Here is a 12,919-nt window from a genome sequence, read left to right as displayed (position 1 = left end):
GCCACCACCCCTGCCATGCCCGCCCGCGCAAGATGAACCTGCACCGCCTCGACCTGGTCTCTCTGCACCTGTTCAACCTGGTGGTGCGCAGCGGCAGCATCAGCAAGGGCGCCGAGCTCGCGCACCTGGCGGTGGGCGCGGCCAGCAAGCGCATCTCCGACCTCGAGGCCGCGGTGGGTGCCGAGCTGCTCGAGCGGCACTCGCGCGGCGTCACGCTCACGCTGGCCGGCCAGGCGTTGCACCGGCATGCGCAGCGCATCCTGTCCGACGTGGACCAGCTCGCGGCCGAGCTGTCCGACCATGCGCGCGGCATCGTCGGCGTGGTGCGGCTGTGGGCCAACACCTCGGCGATCACCCAGTTCCTGCCTGGCGACCTGGCCGGTTTCGTGGCGCGCCATCCGGGCATCCGCATCGAGATGCACGAGCAGGACAGCCAGGACGTGGTGGCCGCGGTGCTCGACGGGCGCGCCGAGATGGGCATCTTTGCCGAGCGCACCTCGGCGCCCGGCCTTTCGGCCGTCACCTACCGGCGCGACCGGCTGGTGCTGGTGGTGCCGGCCTCGCACCCGCTGGCCGCGCACGAGCGCATCGCCTTCGCCGAGGCCACCGACCACGACTTCGTGAGCCTGTCGCAGGCCACCTCGCTGGCACAGCGGCTCGCCCTCGAGACCGGGCAGCTCGGCCGCAGCCTGCGCATCCGCATTCACGTGCGCAGCTTCGATGCGATGTGCCAGATGGTGGCCGCCGGCCTGGGCATCGCGGTGCTGCCCGACGCGGCGGTGCAGCCCCACCTGCGCTCGATGGGCCTGCGGCGCATCGAGCTCACCGACGCGTGGGTCGAGCGCGAGCTGCTGATCGGCGTGCGCGACCTCGCGGCCCTGCCGCGGCCGGCGCGGCTGCTGCGCGACCACCTCGTTTCCGGGGCCGCCGACACCCCCTGACTGCGACATCCGGGCTTTCCCGGAAACGGCTTTCGCATTCGGTGAAAGCTCCAGCCGCCACACGGTCATTCCGCCACGGGCCGCCGCTCCAGAGAATTCGCGGCACAGCCGGCACGCGCAAGACAAAGCCGGCTCAACGTCATCGACAGGGACCCTGCACCATGAACCTTCCCAACCTGAGCCCCGGCGCGCTGGCCGGCCTGCGTGTGGTCGAGATGGGCCAGCTCATCGCCGGCCCCTTCGTCGGCAAGACGCTGGGCGAATTCGGCGCCGAGGTCATCAAGATCGAGCCGCCGGGCGCCGGCGACCCGTTGCGCAACTGGCGCATGCTGCAGGACGGCACCTCGGTGTGGTGGCAGGTGCAGTCGCGCAACAAGCGCTCCATCGCGCTGGACCTGCGCGAAAGCGCCGGGCAGGACATCGCACGCAAGCTCATCGCGCAGGCCGACGTGCTGGTCGAGAACTTCCGCCCCGGCACGCTCGAAGGCTGGGGCATGGGCTGGGACGAGCTTTCGCGGCTCAACCCCGGCCTGGTGATGCTGCGCATCTCGGGCTACGGCCAGACCGGGCCCTACCGCGACCTGCCGGGCTTCGGCGCCATCGGCGAAGCGATGGGCGGCCTGCGCCACCTGACCGGCGAGCCGGGGCGGGTGCCGGTGCGCTGCGGCATCTCCATCGGCGACACGCTGGCCGCGCTGCACGGCACCATCGGCGTGCTGACCGCGCTCTATCACCGCAAGGTGAACGGCGGCAAGGGGCAGGTGATCGACGTGGCGCTCACCGAAGCGGTGCTCAACGTGATGGAAAGCCTGATCCCCGAATACAGCGCCTTCGGCGCGGTGCGCGAGCCGGCGGGCTCGGCGCTGCCGGGCATCGCGCCGTCGAATGCCTACCGCTGCACCGACGGCGTGGTGCTGGTCGCGGGCAACGGCGACTCGATCTTCAGGCGGCTCATGCAGGCCATCGGCCGCGACGACCTGGGCAGCGACCCGGGGCTGGCCAACAACGCCGGCCGGGTGAAGCGGGTGGCCGAGATCGACGCGGCCATCGAGGACTGGACGCGCACGCGAGCGGTCGATGCGGTGCTGCAGCAGCTCGGCGCAGCCAAGGTGCCCTGCGGGCGCGTGTACACCGCCAAGGACATCGTCGAGGACCCGCACTACCGTGCGCGCGACATGATCCTGTCGCAGGCCACGCGCGACGGACATGAGCTGGAGGTGCCGGGCATCGTGCCCAAGCTGATGGGCACGCCCGGCAGCGTGCGTTCGCCGGCGCCGAAGCTGGGCGACGACACCGACGCGGTGCTGGGCGAGATCGGTTTTTCGGCGCAGGACATCGCCGCGCTGCGCGGCAGGAAGGTGGTCGGATGATGGGCCGGTGGCAGGGAGCTGGGCAGCGCATCCACATGCAGGAGGTCGGCCCGCGCGACGGGCTGCAGGTGGAGGAGGCCTTCGTGCCCACCGACGAGAAGATCGCGCTGGTGAACGCGCTGTCGGACGCCGGCCTCGCGAAGATCGAGGTCACCGCCTTCGTCTCGCCCAGGGCGATCCCGGCGCTGCGCGATGCGGAGGTGGTGCTGCGCGAGATCCGGCGCCTGCCGGGCGTGGTGTACAGCGCGCTGGTGCCCAACCTGCGCGGGGCCGAACGCGCCATCGAATCGAAGGCCGACGAGCTCAACCTGGTGATGTCGGCCAGCGAAACCCACAACCTGGCCAACCTGCGCATGACGCGCGACCAGTCGTTCGCCGCGCTGTCCGAGGTGGCGGCCCTCGGCCGGCCGGCCGGCGTGGCGGTCAACGTGTCGCTGTCGTGTTCGTTCGGCTGCCCGATGGAAGGCGACGTGCCGGCCAACACGGTGCTCGACTGGTGCGCGCGCCACATCGAAAGGCTGGGCGCCACCGGCGTGACCCTGTGCGACACCACCGGCATGGCCTACCCGCCGCAGGTGGCGGCGCTCATCGCCGCGTTCCGAGAACGCTGGCCGGGCACCGAGCTCACGCTGCACTTCCACAACACCCGCGGCATGGGGCTGGCCAACGTGCTGGCCGCCATCGACGCCGGCGCCGACCGCTTCGACGCCTCGGTGGGCGGCATCGGCGGCTGCCCTTATGCGCCGGGCGCCACCGGCAACGTCTGCAGCGAGGAGATCGTGCATGCGCTGCAGCTGATGGGCTACGACACCGGCGTGGACCTCGCCAGGCTCACCGCCGCGGCGAAGCGGCTGCCGGCGCTGATCGGTCACGACATCCCCAGCCAGATCGCCAAGGCCGGCAGCCGGCTCGAGCTGCATCGCCGGCCGGCCGATTTCGAGGAGATCCGGCAACGCGCACTGGCGCGCCAAGCCCCCGCTGCGCTTTAATCGGCGGGTAGCTTCACGAACCGAACGACTGCGAATGAGCGCCCCTGCCCAGAGCCTCCTGTGTGTCGGCATGGCCGCGCCCGCGCTCGTTCCCGATTGGGGCGCCTTCACCCCGCTGCCCTGCGCCACGCTCGACGAGGCGGCGCAACACCTGCAGGCGCGTCGCCACGACTGCGTGCTGGTTGCCTTGCCTTCCGCACAGCATGCCGAGGCCCTGGCCGCCTGGCCGGCGCTGTCGCAGGCGGTGCTCGAATCGGCGGTCGTCGTGGCCTTGGCGGCGGGCGAGCCTGACCCATCCATGGCCGCGCGGCTGATGCCGCTGGGCGTGGCCGACCTGCTGTCGAGCGCCGAGGCGGCCGACGCCGCGGTGCTCTCGCGCCGGCTCGCGCTGGCGGTGCAGCGCAAGGCGCTGGAGCAGCTTGCGCAGAAGTCCCAGCTCACCGACCTGTCGACCGGCCTGCCCAATCAGACCCGCCTGCTCGACCACATGACCCACCTGTTCGCGCTGCGCGAACGCGAACCCGCGCCGATGGCGCTGCTGGCCTTGCGGGTGGGCGGGCTGGCCCGCATCGAATCGATGCTGGGCCTCGAGTCGGCCAACGTGCTGCGCCGCAAGGCGGCGGTGCGCCTGCGCTCGGCGCTGCGCGCCAGCGACGTGGTCGCCTCGATCGGACGCGACGCGTTCGGCGTGCTGCTGGCCTGGATCGACAGCGCCGACGACGGCCAGCGCGTCGCTGCCAAGCTGGCCCAGGCGCTGCATCGGCCGTTCAGCATCACCGGCCGCGAGGTCGGCATCACGGTGAGCATCGGCTTTTCGCTGTACCCCGAGCACGGGCGCGATGCCGAGACGCTGTTGCGCCGGGCGGTGGGCCAGGCCAACCTGGGCGCCGCCGAAGGGCAGGGCGGCTTCGCCACCATCGGCGAGCGCGGCGCCGCGCCTGCGGCCAACGACGACGAAGGCTGAACGAGGAAGGCGAAGGCGCGGGCCGGTCTGCCCGGCCCTACAGCTGCCGCATGTAGGCCACCAGGTCGCGCTTCTCCTCGGTGCTGAGCTTCAGCTGCAGCACGAGGTTGAAGAACTCCACCGTGTCTTCGAGCGTGAGCAGCCGGCCGTCGTGCAGGTAGGGCGGGCTGTCCTTGATGCCGCGCAGGGTGAAGGTCTTCATCGGCCCGTCGCCGGGTTCATTGACGAAGCGCTCGAGGTGCAGGTCGTGCATCTGCTGGTCCAGGAAGGCCGGCGGCGTGTGGCAGCTGGCGCAGCGTCCCTTGCCGAAGAAGATCTTCTCGCCGCGTTCCTCGCGGTCGGTGGCCTTGGCCTTGTCGAGCCGGCCGTCCGGCAGCAGCTTGGGCGCGGGCGGGAAGTCCAGCATGTTCTGGAACTGCGCCATGTGGCTCACATGGATGCGGTCGATGATCGGGAAGCCCTTCTTCATGGCGTGGATCGGGTCGCCATTGAAGTAGGCGGTGCGGAATTCGAACTCGGTGAAGTCCTCCACCGAGCGCAGGCTGCGCTTGGAGCCGTGGATCTGCTGGGCGAACAGGCCGCGCAGGCTAGTGGTGTCCAGCCGCAGCCGCCGCTCCTGCGGCCGCGTGTCGGGGTTCAGGTGGAACTGCCCGGTCGTGTGGCCGTTGACGTGACAGTCGAAGCAGGCCACGCCCAGGCTGGGCTGTGCGCTCTTGCGGTCGTCGGTCGGGTTGAACTCCTCCTGCGGCAGGGGCGTCAGCAGGAATTGCAGGCCGTTGAGCTGCACCGGCGTCAGCAGGTCCTTGAAGAGCCGGTAGAAGTTGTTGATCGAGACCACCTCCCCGCGCGAGACGTCGCCCAGCTCCGGGCGGTTCTGCAAGAAGATCGCCGGCGGGAATTCCGGCAGGAAGGCCTCGGGCAGGTCGAAGTCCACGTCGAAGCGCTGCAGCCGCGGAAACATGTCGATCTGCATCTGCGGGAACACCTGTCCGCCGGTCACCTGCTTGGGATGCGGCAGCGAAGGGTAGGGGAACAGGCCCTGGCGGCGCATTTCTTCCGGCGCCATGGCGGCGAGCTTCTCCCAGCTCATGCCGGCCGCCAGCCGCGCGGTCGGGCCCACCGGCAGCGGCTTGCCGCGCGACATGCGGGCCTCGCCGTCCAGCCGCGGCTTGAGGTCATAGCGCGCTTCGAGCAGGCGCCGGTGGCTGTCCATCACCCGCGGCTTGTCGCGCACGTCGGCCGCCATTGTCTCCTCGAAGGTCTGCATCGGCTTCTTCGCGTTGAGCGGGTCGCGGTAGAAGTCGAAGCCGGTGATCTTGCCGGCATCGGGCTGGGCCGCGAAGGCCGGCGACGAAGGCTGGGCGTTCGGCGCGGTGAAGCGATCAGGACGGTCCTGCGGCTGCTTCTGCTGCTCGGGCCGGGTGATCGGCACCGCACTGGCAGGCGCCTGTGCCTCCTGCACTGCATCGCGCCGCGGGGGGGCATTCTGCGCACTGCCGTGCGGCAGGGCGAGCAGCAGGCCGGCAACGCAGCTGCCGCAAACCGCGGCGACGGGCGTGCGCGAAATCGAAGGCTTCTTCATGGCGGCTCCAGAGGGATGGGCAGCCACGGGCGGCAAGCCGTGTTCCCTGTACCCTCAGTCCCATGTTGCGCGAGGTCGCCGCCGATGAAACAGGTCGGCGCGGCACGGCGGTTGCTGCACTATGCTCGCCGCCATGAACAGCCGCCCGAAACCCTTCTCGATGATCCGCGAGTTCCACCTCGCGGACTGGTTCACCCTCGCCAACGCGTTCTGCGGCGTGGGCGCCCTCTTTTCGGTCATGTCGTACCTGCAGTCGCGCGACGTGCTGCACATCTACTTCGCCTGCGCGCTCATTCCGGTGGCGCTTGTGTTCGACGTGCTCGACGGCCGCATCGCCCGCTGGCGCCAGCGCAGCTCGGCCATGGGGCGCGAGCTCGACTCGCTGGCCGACGTCATCTCCTTCGGCGTGGCGCCCGCGGCCATCGCCTACGGCTGTGGCATGCAGGGCCTGTACGACCGCATCGTGCTGGTGTTCTTCGTGGCCTGCGGCGTGTCGCGCCTGGCGCGCTACAACGTCACGGCAGAAAAGCTTGCCGAAGGCGGCGACAAGGTGAAGTACTTCGAGGGCACCCCCATCCCCACCTCGCTGGTGCTGGTGATGGTCCTGGCGGTGGCGGCGTGGCAGGGCGCCCTGGGCGACCAGATGTGGTTCGGCGCGGTCAGGATCGCCGGCTTCACCCTGCACCCGCTGGTGCTGCTGTTCGCGCTGTCGGGCTCGCTGATGGTGAGCCGCATCCGCATCCCGAAGCTGTAGCGCCGCCGCGGTGCGCCGCGGCCCTCAGCGCAGCATCCATTCGTGCGCCGGGTCGTTCTTGAACTGCCATCGCCGGCCCGGGCCGGCCATCACGTTCAGGTAGTACAGGTCGTAGCCGTGCGGGGCGACGACGGGGTGGTAACCCCTGGGCACCATCACCACGTCGTGGTTCTCCACCGCCATGGCTTCGTCGAGGCTGCGGTCGTCGGTGTAGACGCGCTGGAAGGCAAAGCCCTGCGGCGGGTTCAGGCGGTGGTAGTAGGTTTCCTCGAGCTGGGTCTCGTCGCTGGTGTCGGCATCGTGCTTGTGCGGCGGGTAGCTCGACGAATGCCCGGCCGGCGTGAGCACCTCCACCACCAGCAGGTGCTCGGCCAGCGGGTCGCTCTCCGGCAGGATGTCGCAGATGTAGCGGGTGTTGGCGCCGCTGCCTCGCACGCTGCGCTTCATGGCAGCCGGGTCGATGGCCCGGGCCCCGTGCCGGCCCTCGGCGGGCGCGGTGCACAGCGCCACTTCGCTGGCGCGCCCGGCGGTGACCTTCAGCGTGCGGCCGGGCGGCAGGTACAGCGCGGCGGGCGACACCGGCTCGAACACGCTGTCGCGCGTGCCCAGGGCCGTGTAGCGCTCGGCACCCACCTGCACGTCGACCTGGCCGGTGAGCACCACCAGGCACAGCTCGCGCGTGCCGGTGTCGATCGCGTGCTCCTCGCCCGGCGCGAGCCGCAGCGCCTCGAAGCCCACGTAGCGCCAGCCTGCCGAGGTCGGCGTCACCTCCACGATGCGCCGGTCCCGCGGCGCGGCTTTCACCAACAGCGAACTCATGAGAGCTTCTCCACCAAGGCGCGCAGCGTCTCGTAGCCCTTCTTCGCGTACTGGTAGCTCGGCGCCACCGCCGGGTCCTGCTCGGCCTCGACCACCAGCCAGCCTTCATAGCCGGCATGCCGCAGCGTCTGCAGCACGGCGGCGAAGTCGATCGCGCCGTCGCCCGGCACGGTGAAGGCGCCGTTGAGCACCGACTGCAGGAAGCTCCACTGCCGGTTGCGCGACATCTCCACCACCTCGGCGCGCACGTCCTTGCAGTGCGCATGCACCACCCGCTTCGCGTGTTTCTTCAACAGGGCCACCGGATCGCTGGCCCCGCCGAAGTAGGCATGGCCGGTGTCGAACAGCAGGCCGACCAGCGCCGGGTCGGTCTCCGCCATCAGGCGGTCCACGTCTTCGGGGGCCTGCACGTAGGCGCCCATGTGGTGGTGGTAGGCGAGCGTGAGGCCGTAGGCCGCCTGCAGGTGCTCGCCGAAGGCGTCGAGGCGTTTCGCATAGCCCTGCCATTGGGCATCGCTCGTGAACACCGGCCGCCTGGCGAGCGGTGTGTCGATGCGCCCCTGGATGGAGCCGGCCACTTCGCCGTACACCGCCACCCTGCAGCCGTTGAACTGCAGCTTCTTCATGTGGGCGGCGCAGCGGTCGATCTCGGCATCGAGCTCGCCTTCGGCGAGCCAGCCCGAATACCAGCCCGACACGCAGGCCACCTTGAACTCGGCGAGCTTGTCGGCCAGCGCACCGGGCTCCTTCGGGAACTTGTTGCCAAGCTCGAAGCCTTCGTAGCCGATCTCGGCGCCCTCGCTCAATGCCGTCTCGAGCGGGGTGTCGCCGCCCAGTTCGGGCAGGTCGTCGTTGCTCCAGGAAATGGGGTTGATGCCGATGCGGACGTTCCAGGTCATGAAGGCTTCCTCAGAAGCGCTGCTGGCGCTTGTTGGCGATGTAGCTGTCGCGAGCGGCTCGGACTTCGCTGCGTTCGGAGACTTCCGGGACGGCCACCTCCCACCAGGCGCCGCCGTCTTCGGTGGTGCGCTCGGGCGAGGTGTCGATCACGATCACGTGGGTGCGCGCGGCCGCCCGGGCGCGTTGCATCGCGGCCTGGAGGCCGGCGACGTCGGCCACGTGTTCGGCCACCGCGCCCAGGCTCCTGGCATGGGCCGCGAAGTCGATCTCGACGTCGGCGCCGGCTTCGCCCGCGCAGTCGGCCAGCAGGTTGTTGAACCGCGTGCCGCCGCAGGCGCGCTGCAGCCGGTGGATGCAGCCGTAGCCGCGGTTGTCGAGCACCACCACGATGAGCTTGGCGCCCAGCATCACCGAGGTGGCGATCTCGCTGTTCATCATGAGGTAGGAGCCGTCGCCCACCATCACGATCACCTCGGCCTCGGGTCGCGCCAGCTTCACGCCCAGGCCGCCGGCGATCTCGTAGCCCATGCAGGAGTAGCCGTACTCCATGTGGTAGCCGCCCGGCGCGCCGGTGCGCCACAGCTTGTGCAGCTCGGCCGGCAGCGTGCCGGCGGCACAGACGACCACGTCGCGCTGCGGCGAATCGGCGGCGCTGGCCTGCACCGCGCCGATCACCTCGGCGTCGTAGGGCAGGCTGCCCTGCGGAGGGGCAGCGCCGGTGAGGGCGGCCACCCGCTGGCGCCACTGCGAGGCCAGGGCCTCGGCGCGTGCGGTCCAGGCCGAGTCGGCCTGCCAGCCGCCCAGCGCCGACGAGAGCTGTGCCAGGCCCGCCGCCGCATCGGCCACCAGCGCCTGGCCGCCCCATTTGCCGGCATCGAGCGGCTGCACGTTCAGGCCGAGCAGACGAGCCTGGCCGAACAGCGCATGCGAGCCGGTCGTGAAGTCCGACAGCCGGGTGCCGACCGCGAGCACGAGGTCGGCGTCGGCCGCCATCGCGTTGGCTGCGGGCGAACCGCTGACGCCGAGCGCGCCGAGGTTCAGCGCATGGTCCCAGGCCAGGCTGCCCTTGCCGGCCTGCGACTCGGCCACCGGCACGCCGTGCGCTTCGCAGAAGGCCCGCAGCGCGGCGCCGGCCTGGCTGTAGAGCACGCCGCCGCCGGCCACCACCACGGGCTTGCGGGCCACACGCAGCCGCTGCACGGCGCGCGCCAGTTCCTGTGCATCCGGCGGCGGGCGGCGCAGGCGGATCGGCTCCGGGCGCAGGAAGTCCTCCGGGCAGTCGAAGGCTTCGGTCTGCACGTCCTGCGGCAGCGCCAGGCACACCGGTCCGCACAGGGCCGGGTCGGTCATCACCTGGAGGGCGCGCGGCAGGGCGGTCAGGACCTGCTCGGGCCGCATCAGGCGGTCGAAGTAGCGCACCACCGGCCGCAGGCTGTCGTTGGCGGACAGGTCGCCGTGGTGGAAGTCCTCGAGCTGCTGCAGCACCGGGTCGGGCGCTCGCGAGGCGAACACGTCGCCCGGCAGCAGCAGCACCGGCAGGCGGTTCACATGCGCCAGCGCGGCGGCGGTGACGAGGTTGGTGGCGCCCGGCCCGATGGAGGTGGTGACCGCCATCGCACGCTGCCGGAACTGCGCCTTCGCGAACGCGATGGCGGCATGCGCCATGGCCTGCTCGTTGTGGGCCCGGTAGGTGGCGAGCCGTTCGCGCTCGGCCGACAGCGCTTCGCCGATCCCGGCCACGTTGCCGTGGCCGAAGATCGAGAACACGCCGCCGAAGTAGGGCAGCAGCCGGCCGTCGGCCGTTTCCACGCGCAGCGCGGCGAGGTGCCGCACCAGCGCCTGGGACATCGTGATTCGTACCGTCTTGCTCATCAGGCGGCCCTCGCGAGGGGGGATCGGCTGGTGCGCCAGCCTTCCACCAGTTGACTGAAGTTCTGCAGCACGCCGTCGATCAGCGTGGCGTCGTCGATCTCGTTGGCCAGCCAGCTGCGGCTGGGTCCGGCCCACAGGCTGCGGCCGACCATGAAGCCCTTGACGACGGGATCGCGTGCCAGAGCGAAGCTCTTCACCAGCTCGGCAATCGGCTGGTTGAGCCCCAGGATCACCGCGCCGCGGCAGTGGGGGTCGCGGGCCTTGACCAGCGCGCCGAGCCGGGCCCAGCCGGCTTCGCTCATGGGCGCGAGCTTCCACCACTCGGGCTTCAGGCCCAGGTTGTACAGGCGCTGCAGTGAACGCAGCACGGCATCGTCGGCGTCGCCGCTGCCGGTGCGTGGCGGAATCACCTCCAGCAGCAGCTCATGCCCGCTCTCGCGCGTGGCGGCCCACAGCTGCAGCAACTGCGCTTCCTGTTCGAGGCGCAGCATCACCGGATCGTCAGGGTGGTAGTGCACCAGGCACTTCACCACCTGCTCGCGCGGCCAGTGCAGCAGCGCGCTGCCCACCGAGTCGGACTCGTCGAAGCGCAGCGGCCGCGAGCCGGGCAGCTCGATCGGGCGGCCGACCCACCAGCCGCGGCCGGTGGCATCGTGCAGCGCGGCCTCGCCGTAGCGGCCGTCGGCCAGCACGCCCAGCCGGCCCTGCAGGCCCAGCTCGGTCTCGGCCCGCTCGGCGGCGCGCACCAGCAGGCGCTTGAGGGCAGGCAGGCGCGCCTCGGCCGCCCCCAGGCTGCGCGCCAGGTCGTGGAACTGGCTGCGGTGATCGAAGGCCATCACCTGCAGCTCGGACCATCTGGCGCGTGGTGCCGTCACGCGGTGCAGGTGGGCGAGCTGCCGGTCGCTGTCCACCCGCGGCGGGCGCTGTCCGCCGAACCAGTGCGCCAGCTCGGCCGGCGTCGGCATGGCCGGCGCGCAGCCGTGGCGCGACACCACGATCGCGCCGCAGGCGTTGGCGATGCGGGCCGACTCTTCCCAGCCGCGGCCACGCAGCAGGCCGGCCAGCAGGCCGGCGAGGAAGGCGTCGCCCGCGCCCAGCACGTTGAGCACTTCGACCCGCTCGCCGGCAAAGGCGGGCGCGTCCTCGATGCGCCCGGGAATCGCGCCTTCGATCACGCTGCAGCCGAGCGCGCCGCGCTTGACCACCAGCACCGCCGGGGTGACGGCCCGCACCGCCTGCAGCGAGGCGAGCAGGTCGCCCGGCACGCCACCGGCGATGAGGAATTCCTCCTCGGTGCCCACCAGCAGGTCGAAGCGCGGCAGCGATGCCTGCAGCTGCTGCGTCACCCGGGCATCCGGCACGTAGCGGTTGTCGCCGGCGCCGCGCCCGGTGAGGCCCCACAGCACCGGCCGGTAGTCGATGTCGAGCACGCGCACGACACCGTGTTTCGCCGCATGGTCGAGCGCGGTGTGCGCGGCTTTGCGGACCTGCGGCGTCGACAGGTGGGTGCCGGTGACGGCCAGCGCGCGACATTGCGCGATGAAGCCCTCGTCGATGCCGGCGGCGTCGAGCGCCATGTCGGCGCAGTTCTCGCGGTAGAAGAGCAGCGGGAAGGTGTCGCGGTCCTTCAGGCCCAGCAGCACGAGGCCGGTGAGGCGTTGCGGATCCACTTGCACCTGCGAGGTGTCGCAGCCTTCACGCTGCAGCGTGGCCAGCAGGAAGCGGCCCATCTGCTCGTTGCCCACCCGCGAGATCATTGCGCTCGAAAGGCCCAGCCGGGCAGTGCCGAAGGCCACGTTGGCCGACGAGCCGCCCAGGTACCGGGCGAAGCTGGCGGCGTCCTCCAGCCCGCAGCCCACCTGCTCGGCATACAGGTCCACCGCCAGCCGGCCGAGGCAGGCGAGGTCGAAGCGGCGGCCCGAGGGAAAGTTCAGCGAGGTCAAATGGTCACCCCTTCCAGTTCGCCCATCAGCTTCTGCATCTCGGCGCCGCCGGCCATCATGTCGAGCACCTCGTCCTTGCCGATGGCGGCCTTGGCGTAGGTGCCCAGCGACTTGCCGCGGTTGAGCAGCGTGAAGCTGTCGCCGATCGGGTAGGCGTGGTTCACGTTGTGGGTGATGAAGATCACCGAGATGCCGCGCTCGCGTGCCTTGCCGATGAGCTTGAGCACGTTGACGCTCTGCTTCACGCCCAGCGCGGCGGTCGGTTCGTCGAGGATCAGCACCCGCGCGCCGAAGTGGATGGCGCGGGCGATGGCCAGGCACTGCTTCTCGCCGCCGGACATGGTGCCGATCATCTGGTCGGCGTCACGCACCCGGATGCCCATCTCGCCCAGCTTCTCGACCGCGGTGTGTGCCGCCAGCGCATGGTCCATCACCGGCAGCAGGCCGAAGAGCTTCTTCTGCGGCTCGCGGCCCATGAAGAAGTTGCGTGCCACGCTCATCATCGGCACCAGCGCCAGGTCCTGGTAGACGGTGGCGATGCCCAGGTCGAGCGCCTCGCGCGGCGAGCGGAAGCGCACCCGCTCGCCGTCCACCAGGTACTCGCCCTTGTCGGGGCGGTGCACGCCGGCCAGCGTCTTGATGAGGGTGGACTTGCCGGCGCCGTTGTCGCCCAGCAGGCAGTGCACCTCACCATGCCTGAGCCGCAGCGTCACGCCGTTGAGCGCGATCACCGAGCCGAAGAACTTGCTGATGTTTTCGAGCTGGAGGATGTATTCGCTCATCGC

General features: G+C 70.8%; 11 protein-coding genes. 5 read left to right on the top strand and 6 right to left on the bottom strand.

What is annotated here, in order from left to right; genetic code table 11:
• Nucleotides 1-32: 32 nt before the first annotated feature.
• The 4 genes from E8D38_RS01920 (at nucleotide 33) to E8D38_RS01905 (ending at nucleotide 4,264) form a co-directional block, all read left to right on the top strand.
• Complete coding sequence (locus tag E8D38_RS01920; protein ID WP_140626029.1) at nucleotides 33-941, top strand: LysR family transcriptional regulator; 909 nt, start codon at nucleotides 33-35, stop codon at nucleotides 939-941.
• A gap of 161 nt (nucleotides 942-1,102) precedes the next feature.
• Nucleotides 1,103-2,311 carry a CaiB/BaiF CoA transferase family protein gene (locus tag E8D38_RS01915; protein WP_140626028.1) on the top strand — a complete coding sequence of 403 codons (1,209 nt, stop codon included), beginning with the start codon at nucleotides 1,103-1,105 and terminating at the stop codon, nucleotides 2,309-2,311.
• A complete protein-coding gene (locus E8D38_RS01910) occupies nucleotides 2,311-3,300 on the top strand; it encodes a hydroxymethylglutaryl-CoA lyase (protein ID WP_140626027.1) in 990 nt (329 codons plus the stop codon). Before E8D38_RS01915 ends, E8D38_RS01910 begins: the two co-directional genes overlap by 1 nt.
• 34 nt (nucleotides 3,301-3,334) lie before the next feature.
• Entirely contained in the window at nucleotides 3,335-4,264 is a 930-nt protein-coding gene (locus E8D38_RS01905; RefSeq protein WP_246099306.1) for a GGDEF domain-containing protein, read from the top strand.
• Nucleotides 4,265-4,301: 37 nt separating this feature from the next.
• On the opposite strand, the gene E8D38_RS01900 is transcribed toward E8D38_RS01905, so the two are convergent.
• Nucleotides 4,302-5,846, bottom strand: coding sequence for a hypothetical protein (locus E8D38_RS01900; RefSeq protein WP_219851614.1), 1,545 nt, complete (start codon nucleotides 5,844-5,846; stop codon nucleotides 4,302-4,304).
• A 133-nt stretch (nucleotides 5,847-5,979) separates the two neighbouring features.
• On the opposite strand from E8D38_RS01900, the gene pssA reads away from it, so the two are divergent.
• Nucleotides 5,980-6,600, top strand: coding sequence for a CDP-diacylglycerol--serine O-phosphatidyltransferase (pssA, locus tag E8D38_RS01895; RefSeq protein ID WP_140626026.1), 621 nt, complete (start codon nucleotides 5,980-5,982; stop codon nucleotides 6,598-6,600).
• Between the two features lie 24 nt (nucleotides 6,601-6,624).
• Here the strand turns inward: pssA and iolB are convergent, their stop codons facing one another.
• From iolB to E8D38_RS01870, 5 genes are read right to left on the bottom strand one after another with little or no spacing between them, the layout of a single operon-like run.
• A complete protein-coding gene (gene iolB, locus E8D38_RS01890; protein ID WP_140626025.1) occupies nucleotides 6,625-7,419 on the bottom strand; it encodes a 5-deoxy-glucuronate isomerase in 795 nt (264 codons plus the stop codon).
• The gene (gene iolE / locus E8D38_RS01885; protein ID WP_140626024.1) at nucleotides 7,416-8,318 is read right to left on the bottom strand and encodes a myo-inosose-2 dehydratase; all 903 of its coding nucleotides are present in this window, start codon (nucleotides 8,316-8,318) and stop codon (nucleotides 7,416-7,418) included. Before iolE ends, iolB begins: the two co-directional genes overlap by 4 nt.
• 10 nt (nucleotides 8,319-8,328) lie before the next feature.
• Nucleotides 8,329-10,191 (bottom strand): 3D-(3,5/4)-trihydroxycyclohexane-1,2-dione acylhydrolase (decyclizing), encoded by a 1,863-nt coding sequence (gene iolD / locus E8D38_RS01880; protein WP_140626023.1) that lies wholly within the window; start codon nucleotides 10,189-10,191, stop codon nucleotides 8,329-8,331.
• Nucleotides 10,191-12,134 (bottom strand): bifunctional 5-dehydro-2-deoxygluconokinase/5-dehydro-2-deoxyphosphogluconate aldolase, encoded by a 1,944-nt coding sequence (locus E8D38_RS01875; RefSeq protein WP_140626022.1) that lies wholly within the window; start codon nucleotides 12,132-12,134, stop codon nucleotides 10,191-10,193. The genes iolD and E8D38_RS01875 overlap by 1 nt, the downstream gene beginning before the upstream one ends.
• Nucleotides 12,131-12,916, bottom strand: a complete 786-nt coding sequence (locus E8D38_RS01870; protein WP_140626021.1) for an ATP-binding cassette domain-containing protein — start codon at nucleotides 12,914-12,916, stop codon at nucleotides 12,131-12,133. Before E8D38_RS01870 ends, E8D38_RS01875 begins: the two co-directional genes overlap by 4 nt.
• Between the last annotated feature and the right edge of the window lie 3 nt (nucleotides 12,917-12,919).

This window comes from Methylibium rhizosphaerae (assembly GCF_006386545.1).
Taxonomy (GTDB): Bacteria; Pseudomonadota; Gammaproteobacteria; order Burkholderiales; family Burkholderiaceae_C; genus Pseudorivibacter; species Pseudorivibacter rhizosphaerae.
This window is presented reverse-complemented; position numbering and strand designations above follow the sequence as displayed.